The sequence below is a fragment of the Enterobacter sp. JMULE2 genome (genome assembly GCF_013337145.1).
In the GTDB taxonomy this organism is placed as follows: domain Bacteria; phylum Pseudomonadota; class Gammaproteobacteria; order Enterobacterales; family Enterobacteriaceae; genus Enterobacter; species Enterobacter mori.
The window spans coordinates 408,781-423,817 of sequence record NZ_SGWD01000017.1 but is presented as its reverse complement, the minus strand read 5'-3'; the positions used below and the strand labels follow the sequence as shown (position 1 = coordinate 423,817).

Below are 15,037 nucleotides of genomic sequence, written 5' to 3'. Positions count from 1 at the left end.
ATGATACACTCTAATTAATACTAGTTAACCTGCTACTGCCGGTTATGCGAGAAGGGTGGAAAATAACATGAGCGCGGATGAAAACAACCTGATTTGGATCGATCTTGAAATGACCGGGCTGGATCCCGAGCGCGATCGCATCATTGAAATTGCAACGCTGGTCACCGATGCCAACCTGAATATTCTGGCGGAAGGGCCAACCATCGCGGTACATCAGTCTGACGATCAACTTGCGCTGATGGATGAATGGAACGTGCGTACCCATACCGGCAGCGGGCTGGTAGAGCGCGTGAAGGCCAGCACCCAGGGCGACCGCGAAGCAGAGCTGGCAACCATTGAATTCCTGAAACAGTGGGTTCCGGCGGGCAAATCGCCTATCTGCGGTAACAGCATTGGTCAGGATCGTCGCTTCCTGTTTAAGTACATGCCGGAGCTGGAATCGTATTTCCACTACCGCTATCTGGATGTCAGCACCCTGAAAGAGCTGGCACGTCGCTGGAAACCGGAAATTCTCGACGGCTTTAAAAAGCAGGGAACACACCAGGCGATGGACGACATTCGCGAGTCGGTTGCGGAGCTGGCGTACTACCGCGAAAACTTTATAAAGCTGTGATTTTGCGACCCGGCGCCTTGCGTGGCCGGGTTTTTGTCGTTAAATTGTTCAGCTTGCCGATTAATTAAGCATTTGAACGGATTTTCAAAAAAATCGCTTTAAGGGGGGTTGCAGCTAAAAGGATTTCTCGTATAATACGCCTCCCGTAACGACAGAGAATTACACGTTACGACAGCAACAAAAGCAGTACAGATTTGCGGGAATAGCTCAGTTGGTAGAGCACGACCTTGCCAAGGTCGGGGTCGCGAGTTCGAGTCTCGTTTCCCGCTCCAAAATTTGAAAGTATCGCAAGATACGCCAGCACCAGAACACCCAAGCGGGAATAGCTCAGTTGGTAGAGCACGACCTTGCCAAGGTCGGGGTCGCGAGTTCGAGTCTCGTTTCCCGCTCCAAAATTTGAAAGTATCGCAAGATACGCACAGCACCAGAACACCCAAGCGGGAATAGCTCAGTTGGTAGAGCACGACCTTGCCAAGGTCGGGGTCGCGAGTTCGAGTCTCGTTTCCCGCTCCAAATTCTTCTTCATATTCAAATTATCCACAGCGGAATGCTCCGTTGGGGACGTTTTCTATTTCATCTGAAATACTCTTGTAAACAGAGTTATCCACAGAAGCTGCCGCTGAACTGTTAGTGCCAAACGCTTCGCAGGGTGAATAGTATCTTTATAACATTCTGATTTATAAAAAGAAAATATCATTTCAAAATGTTAGTGAGATCACTTGACCTCTTTGCCAGCCCTGATGGCGCCTGAGTTTGTAATTTTATACACAGGCTGTGAATAGTTCAGGCATCCCGCGTTAGCCCTTTTTCAATCACCCTCACCAGCCGCTGTTTCTTGGGTAACTGCACTTCGACCACGCAGGCATTTCGCTTCTCAATTTGCTGTGCAAGCGCCCACTCTATGTGTTCATCGAGTAGTGGGTGCTCACCTCTACGGCTTTCGAGTGCCTGAATATTCGCTTCATCCCACGGGGCATTGCCCAGCGCAACGGCAACGTTTCGCAGCCAACGCAAATGACCGATACGGCGAATGGCCGAACCTTCCGTCACTTTCAGGAACCAGGCTTCTGTCCAGGCGAACAGCTCAATAAGCGGTGGTGCATGCAGCGCCTTACGTGGGCTGAAATCCTCTTCGTCCGTGAGCTGCGAATAGCGGTTCCACGGGCAGATCAACTGGCAGTCGTCACAACCGTAGATCCGGTTGCCGATAAGCGGTCGAAATTCCTCAGGAATGACCCCTTCCAGTTCGATAGTGAGATAGGAGATGCAGCGGCGTGCGTCAACGGTATAAGGCTCGACAATAGCGCCTGTCGGGCAGATGGTCATGCAGGCTACACACCGTCCGCAGCCTTCCTCTACCGGGCCGTCTACCGGCAGCGGTAAATCTATCAGCAGTTCACCCAGGAAAAAGAACGAACCGGCGTCGCGGCTAAGGATAAGTGAGTGCTTACCTGTCCAGCCAAGCCCCGCTTTTTCAGCAATCGGACGCTCAAGAATAGGCGCGGAATCCACAAAGGGTCTAAAATTCAGCGAAACACAGTGCTGCTGAATCATTTCCCCAAGTTTTTTTAAACGGTTGCGCAGAAGCTTATGGTAGTCACGCCCCAGAGCATACCGGCTGACGTAACCCAAAGAGGGATTTTTGAGCGTGCGCGCAAAGGCCGCATTGGCGGGCAGGTAGTTCATGCGCACGCTGATGACGCGTAATGTGCCCGGCAACAGCTCGTGTGGACGAGCGCGCATCATGCCATGACGCGCCATCCACTCCATCTCGCCGTGGTACTGTTTGTCCAGCCACGCCTGCAGTTTGGGCTCGCTGGCGGAGAGGTCGGTGTCGGTGATGCCCACCTTCTGGAAGCCAAGCTCAGCACCCCACTGTTTTATATTTTGCGCTAACTGATTGAGATCGAGGGGCTGTGACATGACGGACCATACGGTGAAGAAAAACCCCGCAAGTATACCACATTCCATCTGGCATGCGGATGCGCTCCGACGTGCCGAACAAGAGGCTGCAGATAGTCTCGGCATTACCCTTTACGAACTGATGCTACGCGCGGGTGAGGCGGCGTTTAACGTTGCCCGCCGCACGTACCCGCAGGCCGCTCACTGGCTCATTTTATGTGGACACGGTAATAACGGCGGCGATGGCTATGTCGTCGCCCGTCTGGCCGTGGCGGCAGGTCTTCGCGTCACGTTACTGGCCGTTGAGAGCGAACATCCGCTGCCGGAAGAAGCCAGTGCGGCGCGAGAGGCCTGGCTGAACGCAGGCGGTGTGATTCATGCGTCAGATATCCTCTGGCCGGAAGATGTGGATCTGGTCGTTGATGGTCTGCTGGGCACCGGTCTGATGCGCGCGCCCCGCGACAACATTGCCGCGCTGATTGAGCGTGCTAACGCGCATCCCGCACCGGTGGTGGCGCTGGACATCCCCTCTGGATTGCTCGCGCAAACCGGTGCGACGCCGGGGGCGGTGATTCAGGCGTCACATACTGTCACCTTTATTGCCCTGAAACCGGGTCTGCTAACCGGAAAAGCGCGGGATGTGGTGGGGAAACTGCATCACAACGCGCTGGGGCTTGAACGCTGGCTGGCGGGACAGGATACGCAAGTTTCACGATATGACGCCTCACAGTTGACCGGATGGCTGCCGCCGCGCCGTCCAACGTCCCATAAGGGCGATCACGGCAGGCTGGTGATAGTCGGGGGTGACCACGGCACGGCGGGCGCTATCCGCATGACCGGCGAGGCGGCTCTGCGCTGTGGTGCCGGTTTAGTGCGGGTGTTAACGCGTAGTGACAATATCATCCCGATCGTTACCGCCCGACCAGAGTTAATGGTGCATGAACTCACGCCGCAGACGCTGGAAGAGAGCCTCGAATGGGCCGATGTTGTGGTGATTGGCCCCGGGCTTGGGCAGCAGGCATGGGGTAAACAAGCCCTGCAAAAGGTCGAGAATTTTCGTAAACCGATGCTGTGGGATGCCGACGCGCTTAACCTTCTGGCAATAAACCCGGATAAGCGTCACAATCGCATCCTGACGCCACACCCCGGCGAGGCCGCGCGGCTGCTTAACTGCAGCGTGGCAGAAATTGAAAGCGATCGCTTACTTTCTGCCCAGCGTCTGGTAAAACGTTACGGAGGTGTTGCTGTTTTAAAAGGGGCGGGAACCGTTATCGCCAGCGAGGATGCGCTGGGTATTATTGATGCCGGAAATGCAGGCATGGCGAGCGGGGGCATGGGTGATGTGTTGTCTGGCATCATTGGCGCATTGCTCGGACAGAAACTTCCCCTTTATGATGCAGCCTGTGCGGGCTGTGTGGCCCACGGCGCAGCGGCTGACCAGCTTGCTGCACGCTATGGTACGCGCGGTATGCTGGCCACCGATCTTTTTTGCACGCTACGGCGTGTTGTTAACCCGGATGTGATTGACGTAGAAAATGACTAATCGAGCGATTCCTTTACCTGATGAACAAGCCACTTTAGATCTCGGCAAGCGCGTGGCGCAGGCCTGTCAGGGGGCAACCGTCATTTATCTTTATGGTGATTTAGGTGCGGGGAAAACCACCTTCAGCCGGGGTTTTTTGCAGGCGTTAGGCCATAACGGGAATGTGAAAAGCCCAACCTACACGCTGGTAGAACCGTACACCCTTGAAAATCTCATGGTGTACCACTTCGATTTATACCGCCTTGCGGATCCTGAGGAGCTGGAATTTATGGGGATCCGTGATTATTTTGCCAACGACGCCATTTGCCTGGTGGAGTGGCCGCAACAAGGTGCGGGTGTGCTGCCTGACCCGGATGTCGAAATTCACTTAGATTACCAGGCACAAGGGCGTGAGGCACGCATCAGTGCTGTTTCCTCATCAGGCAGTTCCTTACTGGCGCGACTGGCCGGTTAAGCGTAGGGATGACGGGATGAAAAATCGCGTTAAAGGTTGGTTGTTGGCTGCCACGGTGCTGCTGTGCGCGCAGGCCGGGGCGGCGAGCCTCTCAGATATTCAGGTGTCGAACGGGGAAAATCAGGCCCGGATCACGTTTAGCTTTATGGGCGACCCAGAATATGCGTTTTCTCAGCCAGACAGCCACAGCGTGGCGCTGGATATCAAACAAACGGGCGTAATCCAGGGATTACCGCTGCGGTTCAGCGGTAACAACCTGGTGAAAAGTATTCGTTCGGGAACGCCGCAGGATAGCCAGTCGTTACGCCTGGTTGTCGATCTGACTGAAAAGGGTAAAACCCGAGCGGTGAAGCAGCAAAACGGGGCGAACTATACGGTGGTCTTTACCATCAATGCCGACGCACCGCCGCCACCTCCACCGCCTGCACCGGTGGTGGCGAAGCGCGTGGAAGAACCTGTGTATACCCCGCGTCCGTCTGAACCTGCCCGTAATCCGTTTAAGTCGCAAAACGATCGCATCACAGCGGCAACCAGCAGTAATACGGTGACGCGTCCGGCGGCCAGCGCACGACGCGCGGCGGTCAGCGGTGACAAAGTGATCATCGCCATCGATGCAGGTCACGGCGGGCAGGATCCGGGCGCAATTGGCCCGGGCGGTACGCGGGAGAAAAACGTGACAATCGCGGTAGCCCGCAAGCTCAGGACGCTGTTAAACGACGATCCGATGTTTAAAGGCGTGCTTACTCGCGACGGCGACTATTTTATCTCCGTCATGGGACGCTCGGACGTGGCGCGTAAGCAAAACGCAAACTTCCTGGTCTCCATTCATGCGGATGCCGCGCCGAATCGTAGCGCGACCGGCGCCTCTGTTTGGGTGCTGTCGAACCGTCGCGCCAACAGTGAAATGGCAAACTGGCTTGAAGAGCATGAGAAACAATCTGAACTGTTAGGCGGTGCGGGTGATGTGCTGGCTAATAGCCAGTCTGACCCGTATCTCAGCCAGGCGGTGCTGGATTTACAGTTCGGTCATTCCCAGCGCGTCGGGTATGATGTCGCGACTAACGTACTGAACCAGCTGCAGGGCATCGGGGCATTGCACAAGCGCCGTCCGGAGCATGCGAGCCTGGGTGTTCTGCGTTCGCCGGATATTCCATCGATCCTCGTGGAAACGGGCTTTATTAGCAACAACGGTGAAGAGCGCCTGCTGGGAAGCGACAGTTACCAGCAGCAGATTGCCGAAGCGATTTATAACGGTCTGCGTAAATACTTTGAAGCCCATCCGCTTCAGTCAGCGCCGCAAAGCGGTGCTGGCCAGACGGCCAGTGCCGCGCTGCCGGGTGAGATGACCGCCACAAATTAAGGAGAATTCATGCCGATTCAGGTTCTACCGCCGCAGCTCGCGAACCAAATCGCCGCCGGTGAGGTGGTGGAGCGCCCTGCGTCGGTGGTGAAGGAACTGGTGGAAAACAGCCTCGATGCGGGGGCAACCCGCATTGATATTGATATCGAACGCGGCGGCGCAAAGCTTATTCGTATTCGTGACAACGGCTGTGGCATCAAAAAAGACGAGCTGGCGCTGGCGCTGGCGCGTCACGCCACCAGTAAAATTGCCTCTTTGGACGATCTGGAAGCCATTATCAGCCTTGGTTTTCGCGGCGAAGCGCTGGCGAGCATCAGTTCCGTATCCCGCTTAACCCTGACCTCCCGTACCGCGGAACAGCAGGAGGCCTGGCAGGCCTACGCTGAAGGGCGCGATATGGACGTCACGGTCAAACCTGCGGCGCACCCTGTCGGTACCACGCTCGAAGTGCTGGACCTGTTCTATAACACCCCCGCCCGACGCAAGTTCATGCGTACCGAGAAGACCGAATTCGGACACATCGATGAGATCATTCGCCGCATCGCGCTGGCGCGATTCGATGTCACCATCAACCTCAGCCATAACGGCAAGGTGATGCGTCAGTATCGTGCGGTGGCGGAAGGTGGGCAGAAGGAACGCCGGTTAGGGGCTATCTGCGGCACGCCGTTCCTTGAAAAAGCGCTGGCGATAGAGTGGCAGCATGGCGATCTGGCGCTGCGCGGCTGGGTGGCCGATCCGAACGCGAGCAGCGCCGCCTTTGCTGAGATCCAATACTGCTACGTGAATGGCCGCATGATGCGCGACCGCCTGATCAACCACGCCATTCGTCAGGCCTGTGAAGATAAACTCGGCGCGGATCAACAGCCCGCGTTTGTGCTTTATCTGGAGATCGACCCCCATCAGGTGGATGTGAACGTCCATCCTGCGAAGCATGAGGTGCGCTTCCACCAGTCACGTCTGGTTCATGACTTTATTTATCAGGGTGTTGTCACGGTATTGCAGCAGCAGGCGGAGCCAACGCTGCCGCTGGAAAACGACGCCCCGGCACCGCGTCCGCTGCCGGAAAACCGGGTGGCGGCAGGCCGCAACCACTTTGCTGAACCCGCTGCTGCCCGCGAACCGTCGGCTCCGCGTTTCTCCGCGGCGGGCAGCGCACCTCGCCCTACGGGGGCGAACTACCCCAACGCTCAGCCGGGTTATCAGAAGCAGCAGGGGGCGTTGTACCGCAAACTGCTTGATACGCCCGCCGTGGAACGTAAAGAGCATATCGAGGTGTCGCAACCTTCACTGGACGGGCATAGCCAGAGCTTTGGTCGTGTACTGACGATTGTTGCTCCGGATATGGCATTGCTCGAACGCGAGGGGAAACTGATGCTACTGGCGTTGCCGGTGGCGGAACGCTGGCTTAAACAGGCGCAGCTGACGCCGGGGGAAAACGCCGCCTGCGCACAGCCGTTGCTGATCCCGGTCCGGTTAAAGATAACCCCTAAAGAAACAGGGGTTTTGCAGCGTGCACAGGCGCTTCTTGCCGAAATGGGCATAGAAATCGTGCTGGAAGCGCAGCATGTGACAATTCGCGCAGTGCCTTTACCCTTACGCCAACAAAATTTACAAAACTTGATTCCTGAACTGATAGGCTACCTGGCGCAGCAAACGTCGTTTGATGCCGCCAACACCGCGCAGTGGATCGCTCGCCATCTGGCCAGCGAACACTCTCCGTGGAGTATGGCGCAGGCGATTACCGTGTTGGCAGAGGTTGAACGCCTTTGCCCACATCTGGTGAAAACGCCGCCGGGTGGATTATTACAACCTGTTGATTTAAAAACGGCGATGACCGCCCTGAGACATGATTGACGTAAGAAAGGCGAGCCTGCCTAAGGCGATTTTTTTAATGGGCCCGACGGCCTCCGGTAAAACAGCGTTAGCCATTGAGTTACGTAAAGTTTTGCCTGTAGAGTTGATTAGCGTCGATTCCGCCCTCATTTATCGAGGAATGGACATCGGCACGGCGAAGCCAGACGCAGACGAACTGCGCGCGGCACCGCACCGTTTGCTGGATATTCTCGACCCGGCTCAGGCCTACTCCGCAGCAGACTTTCGCCGCGATGCCTTAGCCGAGATGGCCGACATTACCGCTGCGGGACGAATACCGCTACTGGTTGGCGGAACCATGCTCTACTTCAAGGCGCTGCTGGAGGGGTTATCGCCTCTGCCATCGGCAGATCCGGACGTACGAGCCAGGATTGAACAGCAGGCGGCAGAGCAGGGATGGGACGTTTTGCACCAGCAACTGGCGGAGATTGACCCGGTTGCTGCAGCGCGAATCCATCCGAATGATCCGCAAAGGCTTTCCCGGGCACTGGAAGTTTTTTTCATTTCGGGTAAAACTTTAACGGAACTGACGCAAACGTCAGGAGACGCTCTGCCGTATCAGGTGCATCAGTTCGCCATCGCCCCGGCGAGCCGTGAACTGCTCCATCAACGAATTGAGCAGCGTTTTCATCAGATGTTGGCTTCAGATTTTGAAGCAGAAGTGCGGGCGCTATTTGCCCGTGGAGATTTGCATACGGATATGCCTTCCGTTCGTTGTGTGGGATACCGCCAGATGTGGTCATATCTTGAAGGTGAGATTTCATACGATGAAATGGTTTATCGAGGTGTTTGCGCCACGAGGCAGTTAGCGAAGCGCCAGATCACCTGGTTGCGCGGTTGGGAGGGCGTTCACTGGTTAGACAGTGAAAAGCCGCAACAGGCGTTAAACGAAGTGATTGAGGTTGTTGGTGATATCGCTGACTGAATGTGTACAATTGAGACGTATCGTGCGCAATTTTTCAGAATCGCAAGGTTCTAAGTACAAAACAAGCATATAAGGAAAAGATAGAATGGCTAAGGGGCAATCTTTACAAGATCCGTTCCTGAACGCATTGCGTCGGGAACGTGTTCCAGTTTCTATTTATTTGGTGAATGGTATTAAGCTGCAAGGTCAGATTGAGTCTTTCGATCAGTTCGTGATTCTGTTGAAAAACACGGTCAGTCAGATGGTCTACAAGCACGCTATTTCTACTGTTGTTCCGTCCCGTCCGGTATCTCATCACAGCAATAACGCTGGCGGCGGCACTGGTAGTAACTACCATCATGGCAGCAACGCGCAGGGTTCTTCAACGCCGGCGCAGGACAGCGACGAGACCGAATAAGGTTTCGCACTGTTATCCACACGGGGAGCCAGGGATCCTGCGTTCCCCGCTGATCTTTTTAGAGAGGTTTACGCTTGTTTGACCGTTATGATGCCGGTGAGCAGGCGGTGCTGGTACACATCTATTTTTCGCAAGACAAAGATATGGAAGACCTCCAGGAGTTTGAATCTCTGGTCTCTTCTGCCGGTGTCGAAGCAATGCAGGTGATTACCGGTAGCCGTAAAGCGCCGCACCCAAAGTATTTTGTTGGTGAAGGTAAAGCAGTCGAAATTGCGGATGCCGTAAAAGCAACCGGCGCGTCAGTCGTGTTGTTTGATCATGCGCTGTCTCCAGCCCAGGAGCGCAACCTGGAAGCCCTTTGCGAATGCCGTGTTATCGATCGCACGGGATTGATTTTAGATATTTTTGCTCAGCGTGCGCGTACCCACGAAGGTAAGCTGCAGGTTGAACTGGCGCAGTTGCGCCATCTGGCAACGCGTCTTGTGCGTGGCTGGACACACCTTGAAAGACAAAAAGGCGGGATTGGTTTGCGCGGCCCGGGTGAAACCCAGCTCGAAACCGACCGTCGTTTGCTGCGTGGCCGTATTACCCAGATCCTCTCACGTCTGGAAAGAGTTGAGAAACAGCGTGAGCAGGGACGTCGGGCGCGAACGAAAGCCGATATCCCGACGGTGTCGCTGGTGGGGTATACCAACGCCGGTAAATCCACCCTGTTTAACCAGATCACCGAGGCCCAGGTTTATGCCGCAGACCAGCTGTTTGCGACCCTGGACCCGACGCTGCGCCGTATTGACGTTGCAGACGTCGGTGAGACGGTGCTGGCGGATACCGTAGGGTTTATCCGTCATTTGCCGCATGACCTGGTGGCGGCGTTTAAAGCAACGTTGCAGGAGACGCGTCAGGCGACCCTGCTGCTGCATGTGATTGATGCGGCTGACGTACGCGTGCAGGAGAACATCGACGCGGTGAACGTGGTGCTCGAAGAGATCGACGCCCACGAAATCCCAACGCTGTTGGTGATGAACAAGATCGATATGCTGGACGATTTCGAACCGCGTATCGACAGAGATGAAGAGAACAAACCGATTCGGGTCTGGCTTTCTGCCCAGACCGGTATCGGTGTGCCACTGCTTTTCCAGGCTTTGACAGAACGTCTTTCCGGTGAGGTCGCCCAGCACACGCTGCGATTGCCGCCACAGGAAGGCAGGCTGCGCAGCCGGTTTTATCAGCTTCAGGCGATAGAAAAAGAGTGGATGGAGGATGACGGCAGCGTGGGGATGCAGGTGCGTATGCCGATCGTTGACTGGCGTCGCCTCTGTAAACAAGAACCTGCGCTGGCAGACTATATCGTCTGATCAGAAAGGGGAAGCCTGAATAATTCGCCCTTGCATAACAAATATGGAGCATATACATGGCGTGGAATCAGCCCGGTAATAACGGACAAGACCGCGACCCGTGGGGAAGCAGCAATAATCAAGGCGGCAACTCTGGGGGAAATGGCAACAAAGGTGGTCGCGAGCAGGGGCCGCCGGATCTGGATGATATCTTCCGCAAGCTGAGCAAAAAGCTCGGTGGCCTTGGCGGAGGAAAAGGTTCTGGCTCGGGTGGTAATTCCACTCAGAGTCCGCGCCCGCCAATGGGTGGCCGCGTAGTGGGCATTGTGGCCGCTGCGGTGGTAATCATCTGGGCAGCCAGCGGGTTCTACACCATTAAAGAAGCAGAACGCGGCGTGGTCACTCGTTTCGGTAAGTTCAGCCATCTGGTTGAACCGGGCCTGAACTGGAAACCGACCTTCGTTGACAACGTCACCGCGGTTAACGTGGAGTCCGTCCGTGAACTGGCGGCATCTGGCGTGATGCTGACCTCTGACGAGAACGTCGTTCGCGTTGAGATGAACGTGCAGTACCGCGTAACCGATCCTGAGCGTTATCTGTTTAGCGTGACCAGCGCTGATGACAGCCTGCGTCAGGCGACCGACAGCGCCCTGCGTGGCGTGATCGGCAAGTACACCATGGACCGTATTCTGACCGAAGGTCGTACCGTTATTCGTAGCGATACCCAGCGCGAGCTGGAAGAGACCATTCGTCCATACAACATGGGTATCACCCTGCTGGACGTCAACTTCCAGGCGGCGCGTCCGCCGGAAGAGGTGAAAGCCGCATTTGACGATGCGATTGCTGCACGTGAAAACGAACAGCAGTACATCCGTGAAGCTGAAGCGTACACCAACGAGGTTCAGCCGCGTGCTAACGGTCAGGCGCAGCGTATTCTGGAAGAAGCACGCGCGTATAAGACGCAGACCATCCTGGAAGCACAGGGTGAAGTGGCTCGCTTCGCGAAGATCCTGCCGGAGTATAAAGCGGCACCGGAAATAACCCGCGAGCGTCTGTATATCGAGACCATGGAAAAAGTGCTGAGCCACACCCGCAAAGTGTTGGTTAACGACAGCAAAGGCGGAAACCTGATGGTCCTGCCGCTGGATCAGATGCTGAAAGGCGGTTCTGCACCGGCTGCGAAAGACACCAGCGGTGCGAATAACCTGCTGCGTCTGCCACCAGCCTCTTCAGGCAGCGCCAGCGCGAACACAACGCCTTCTTCGAACGATGGTGACATTATGGACCAACGCCGTGCTAACGCGCAGCGTAACGACTACCAGCGTCAGGGGGAATAAGGATGCGTAAGTCAGTTATTGCGATCATCGTCATCGTACTGGTCGTGCTGTATACCTCGATCTTTGTGGTGAAAGAAGGCGAGCGTGGGATCAAATTCCAGTTCAGCAGCGTCGTGCGTGATGGTGACAAACGCCCGGTGATTTACGAACCGGGTCTGCACTTCAAGGTGCCTTTCGTTCAGTCAGTGAAAACGCTTGATGCGCGTATCCAGACCATGGATAACCAGGCCGACCGTTTCGTGACCAAAGAGAAGAAAGACCTGATCGTTGATTCCTATATCAAATGGCGTATCAGCGACTTCAGCCGTTACTTCCTGGCAACGGGCGGTGGCGATGTTTCTCAGGCAGAAGTGCTGCTGAAACGTAAGTTCTCTGACCGTCTGCGTTCTGAGATCGGTCGTCTGGATGTGAAAGACATCGTGACCGACTCCCGCGGCCGTCTGACGCTGGAAGTACGTGATGCGCTGAACTCCGGTACAGCGGGCACGGAAGACGAAGTGGAAACGCCAGCAGCGGATGACGCGATTGCTAAAGCCGCTGAACGCGTTCAGGCTGAAACCAACGGTAAAGTGCCGGTGATCAACCCGAACAGTATGGCCGCGCTGGGTATCGAAGTCGTTGACGTGCGTATCAAGCAAATCAACCTGCCAGCGGAAGTGTCCGAGGCGATCTACAACCGTATGCGCGCCGAGCGTGAAGCGGTAGCCCGTCGTCACCGTTCACAGGGTCAGGAAGAGGCTGAGAAGCTGCGTGCCGCTGCGGACTACGAAGTGACCAAGACGCTCGCAGAGTCTGAACGTCAGGGTCGTATCCTGCGCGGTGAAGGCGATGCCGAAGCGGCGAAGCTGTTTGCTGATGCCTTCAGTCAGGATCCAGACTTCTATGCCTTTATCCGTAGCCTGCGTGCTTACGAGAATAGCTTCCAGAGCAACCAGGATGTGATGGTGCTCAGCCCGGACAGCGATTTCTTCCGTTATATGAAGACGCCGACTAACGCAACGCGATAAACTCAGGTCCGTTTGAGTATTCAAACCACCGCTCTCAACGGAGCGGTGGTTTTCTTTTATAAGGACTAAAAATGAATTCAACGATCTGGCTCGCGCTGGCCCTGGTTTTGGTGCTTGAAGGTCTTGGACCGATGCTTTATCCGCGCGCCTGGCGTCGAATGATCGCGACGATGAGCCAACTGCCGGATAATATTTTGCGTCGTTTTGGCGGCGGTCTTGTGGTTGCGGGTATCGTTATCTACTACATGTTGAAGAAAACGATTGGCTGATCAAAAAGTAGGCGCAATCGGCGTATTTTGAGGTCAAAAAGTGCTGTATATCTGAAAAAGCGATGGTAGAATCCATTTTTAAGCAAACGGTGATTTTGAAAAAAATGGGTAACAACGTCGTCGTACTGGGCACCCAATGGGGTGACGAAGGTAAAGGGAAGATTGTTGATCTTCTGACTGAACGGGCTAAATATGTTGTACGCTACCAGGGCGGTCACAACGCAGGCCATACTCTCGTAATCAACGGTGAAAAAACCGTCCTCCATCTTATTCCATCAGGCATTCTTCGCGAAAACGTCACCAGCATCATCGGTAACGGCGTTGTGCTGTCTCCTGCTGCGCTGATGAAAGAGATGAAAGGTCTGGAAGACCGTGGTATCCCTGTTCGTGAGCGTCTGCTGCTCTCTGAAGCCTGCCCGCTGATCCTGGATTATCATGTGGCGCTGGACGTTGCGCGTGAAAAAGCGCGTGGCGCGAAAGCGATCGGTACCACCGGTCGTGGTATCGGCCCGGCTTACGAAGATAAAGTTGCACGTCGCGGTCTGCGCGTGGGCGATCTCTTCGACAAAGCGACCTTCGCTGAAAAACTGAAAGAAGTGATGGAATATCACAACTTCCAGCTGGTGAATTTCTACAAAGCTGACGCTGTTGACTACCAGAAAGTGCTGGATGACGTCATGGCGGTGGCTGACATTCTGACCGGTATGGTTGTGGATGTGTCCGATCTGCTGGACCAGGCGCGCAAGCGTGGCGATTTCGTCATGTTCGAAGGTGCGCAGGGTACGCTGCTGGACATCGACCACGGTACCTATCCGTACGTAACCTCCTCTAACACCACCGCGGGTGGCGTGGCAACCGGCTCTGGCCTGGGTCCACGCTATGTGGATTACGTTCTGGGTATCATCAAAGCGTACTCCACTCGCGTGGGTGCCGGTCCATTCCCGACCGAGCTGTTTGATGAAACTGGCGAGTTCCTGTGCAAGCAGGGTAACGAGTTTGGCGCGACCACCGGTCGTCGTCGTCGTACCGGCTGGCTGGATGCGGTCGCAGTGCGTCGTGCAGTGCAGATCAACTCCCTGTCTGGCTTCTGCCTGACCAAGCTGGACGTACTGGACGGCCTGAAAGAAGTGAAAATCTGCGTTGGCTACCGTATGCCAGATGGCCGCGAAGTGACCACCACTCCGCTGGCTGCTGACGACTGGGAAGGCATCGAGCCAATCTACGAAACCATGCCGGGCTGGTCTGAGACCACTTTCGGTGTGAAAGAGCGTAGCGGCCTGCCGCAGGCGGCGCTGGATTACATCAAGCGCATTGAAGAACTGACCGAAGTGCCGATCGATATTATTTCTACCGGCCCGGATCGTACTGAAACGATGATCCTGCGCGACCCGTTCGACGCATAATCTTCGTGACTGCTGGCCTGCGGGGAGACCCGTAGCGCGGATAAGCGTAGCGCCATCCGGCGACCGCTCCTGGATCTCCGCTTTTTCGCCCCGTCTGTCAAATAAATTAGCCCCTAACTATCTGGCTGGTTTATCATCATTAATGAATATCTCTGCGGTTTCACCGCGTTTTCCCTTTTTCCCTGAGGTTGATGTGCAGTTAACGAGTTTCACCGATTACGGCTTACGCGCCCTGATTTACATGGCGTCGTTACCCGATGGAAAGATGACCAGCATCTCTGAGGTAACAGAGGTCTATGGTGTATCCCGTAATCATATGGTCAAAATAATCAATCAACTTAGCCGTGCCGGATACGTTGCTGCCGTCCGCGGGAAGAATGGTGGGATCCGTCTCGGTAAACCGGCACAGAGTATTCGCGTTGGGGATGTGGTACGTGAACTGGAGCCGTTGTCTCTGGTGAACTGCAGCAGCGAGTTCTGCCACATTACCCCCGCTTGCCGCCTGAAACAGGCGCTTTCTAAGGCCGTGCAAAGTTTTCTCATGGAGCTGGATAACTACACGCTGGCCGATTTGGTTGAAGAGAATCAACCGCTTTATAAATTATTGCTGGTGGAATGAAG

Annotated in this window: 14 protein-coding genes and 3 tRNA genes; 16 read left to right on the top strand and 1 reads right to left on the bottom strand. The window is 55.4% G+C overall.

The genetic code is table 11. The features are described 5' to 3' along the window. Nucleotides 1-67: 67 nt before the first annotated feature. The 4 genes from orn to EXW94_RS24285 all read left to right on the top strand — a co-directional run bounded on the left by orn (nucleotide 68) and on the right by EXW94_RS24285 (nucleotide 1,126). Nucleotides 68-613 (top strand): oligoribonuclease, encoded by a 546-nt coding sequence (gene orn, locus EXW94_RS24300; protein ID WP_089600925.1) that lies wholly within the window; start codon nucleotides 68-70, stop codon nucleotides 611-613. A gap of 196 nt (nucleotides 614-809) precedes the next feature. Then, nucleotides 810-885: transfer RNA gene (locus EXW94_RS24295), tRNA-Gly, on the top strand. Between the two features lie 44 nt (nucleotides 886-929). Further along, a tRNA-Gly gene (locus EXW94_RS24290) sits at nucleotides 930-1,005 on the top strand. A gap of 45 nt (nucleotides 1,006-1,050) precedes the next feature. After that, a tRNA-Gly gene (locus EXW94_RS24285) sits at nucleotides 1,051-1,126 on the top strand. A gap of 270 nt (nucleotides 1,127-1,396) precedes the next feature. Here the strand turns inward: EXW94_RS24285 and queG are convergent. After that, entirely contained in the window at nucleotides 1,397-2,536 is a 1,140-nt protein-coding gene (gene queG, locus EXW94_RS24280; RefSeq protein ID WP_120159568.1) for a tRNA epoxyqueuosine(34) reductase QueG, read from the bottom strand. Between queG and nnr the strand changes: the two genes are divergently transcribed. The 12 genes from nnr (at nucleotide 2,535) to nsrR (ending at nucleotide 15,035) form a co-directional block, all read left to right on the top strand. Further along, nucleotides 2,535-4,058, top strand: a complete 1,524-nt coding sequence (gene nnr / locus EXW94_RS24275) for a bifunctional ADP-dependent NAD(P)H-hydrate dehydratase/NAD(P)H-hydrate epimerase (protein WP_174341217.1) — start codon at nucleotides 2,535-2,537, stop codon at nucleotides 4,056-4,058. The two genes, queG and nnr, sit on opposite strands and share 2 nt — an antisense overlap. After that, the gene (gene tsaE / locus EXW94_RS24270; protein WP_008502923.1) at nucleotides 4,051-4,512 is read left to right on the top strand and encodes a tRNA (adenosine(37)-N6)-threonylcarbamoyltransferase complex ATPase subunit type 1 TsaE; all 462 of its coding nucleotides are present in this window, start codon (nucleotides 4,051-4,053) and stop codon (nucleotides 4,510-4,512) included. Before nnr ends, tsaE begins: the two co-directional genes overlap by 8 nt. Before the next feature lie 16 nt (nucleotides 4,513-4,528). After that, entirely contained in the window at nucleotides 4,529-5,872 is a 1,344-nt protein-coding gene (amiB, locus tag EXW94_RS24265; protein ID WP_108417897.1) for an N-acetylmuramoyl-L-alanine amidase AmiB, read from the top strand. Nucleotides 5,873-5,881: 9 nt separating this feature from the next. Continuing rightward, complete coding sequence (gene mutL, locus EXW94_RS24260; RefSeq protein ID WP_148400939.1) at nucleotides 5,882-7,726, top strand: DNA mismatch repair endonuclease MutL; 1,845 nt, start codon at nucleotides 5,882-5,884, stop codon at nucleotides 7,724-7,726. Continuing rightward, nucleotides 7,719-8,669, top strand: a complete 951-nt coding sequence (gene miaA, locus EXW94_RS24255; RefSeq protein ID WP_148400938.1) for a tRNA (adenosine(37)-N6)-dimethylallyltransferase MiaA — start codon at nucleotides 7,719-7,721, stop codon at nucleotides 8,667-8,669. The genes mutL and miaA overlap by 8 nt, the downstream gene beginning before the upstream one ends. Before the next feature lie 85 nt (nucleotides 8,670-8,754). Then, on the top strand, nucleotides 8,755-9,066 hold the full coding sequence (gene hfq, locus EXW94_RS24250; RefSeq protein ID WP_008502919.1) for an RNA chaperone Hfq: 312 nt from the start codon (nucleotides 8,755-8,757) through the stop codon (nucleotides 9,064-9,066). A gap of 74 nt (nucleotides 9,067-9,140) precedes the next feature. Next, nucleotides 9,141-10,421, top strand: coding sequence for a ribosome rescue GTPase HflX (hflX, locus tag EXW94_RS24245; RefSeq protein ID WP_010427502.1), 1,281 nt, complete (start codon nucleotides 9,141-9,143; stop codon nucleotides 10,419-10,421). A gap of 56 nt (nucleotides 10,422-10,477) precedes the next feature. Beyond that, nucleotides 10,478-11,737: an FtsH protease activity modulator HflK gene (gene hflK, locus EXW94_RS24240; protein WP_042713437.1), complete on the top strand. Its 1,260-nt coding sequence runs from the start codon at nucleotides 10,478-10,480 to the stop codon at nucleotides 11,735-11,737. Between the two features lie 2 nt (nucleotides 11,738-11,739). Next, on the top strand, nucleotides 11,740-12,744 hold the full coding sequence (gene hflC / locus EXW94_RS24235; RefSeq protein ID WP_174341216.1) for a protease modulator HflC: 1,005 nt from the start codon (nucleotides 11,740-11,742) through the stop codon (nucleotides 12,742-12,744). 71 nt (nucleotides 12,745-12,815) lie between these two features. Next, on the top strand, nucleotides 12,816-13,013 hold the full coding sequence (locus EXW94_RS24230) for a DUF2065 domain-containing protein (RefSeq protein WP_010427497.1): 198 nt from the start codon (nucleotides 12,816-12,818) through the stop codon (nucleotides 13,011-13,013). Nucleotides 13,014-13,117: 104 nt separating this feature from the next. Continuing rightward, complete coding sequence (locus EXW94_RS24225) at nucleotides 13,118-14,416, top strand: adenylosuccinate synthase (protein ID WP_042713442.1); 1,299 nt, start codon at nucleotides 13,118-13,120, stop codon at nucleotides 14,414-14,416. A gap of 193 nt (nucleotides 14,417-14,609) precedes the next feature. Beyond that, nucleotides 14,610-15,035, top strand: coding sequence for a nitric oxide-sensing transcriptional repressor NsrR (nsrR, locus tag EXW94_RS24220; protein ID WP_010427492.1), 426 nt, complete (start codon nucleotides 14,610-14,612; stop codon nucleotides 15,033-15,035). The last annotated feature ends 2 nt before the right edge of the window (nucleotides 15,036-15,037 follow it).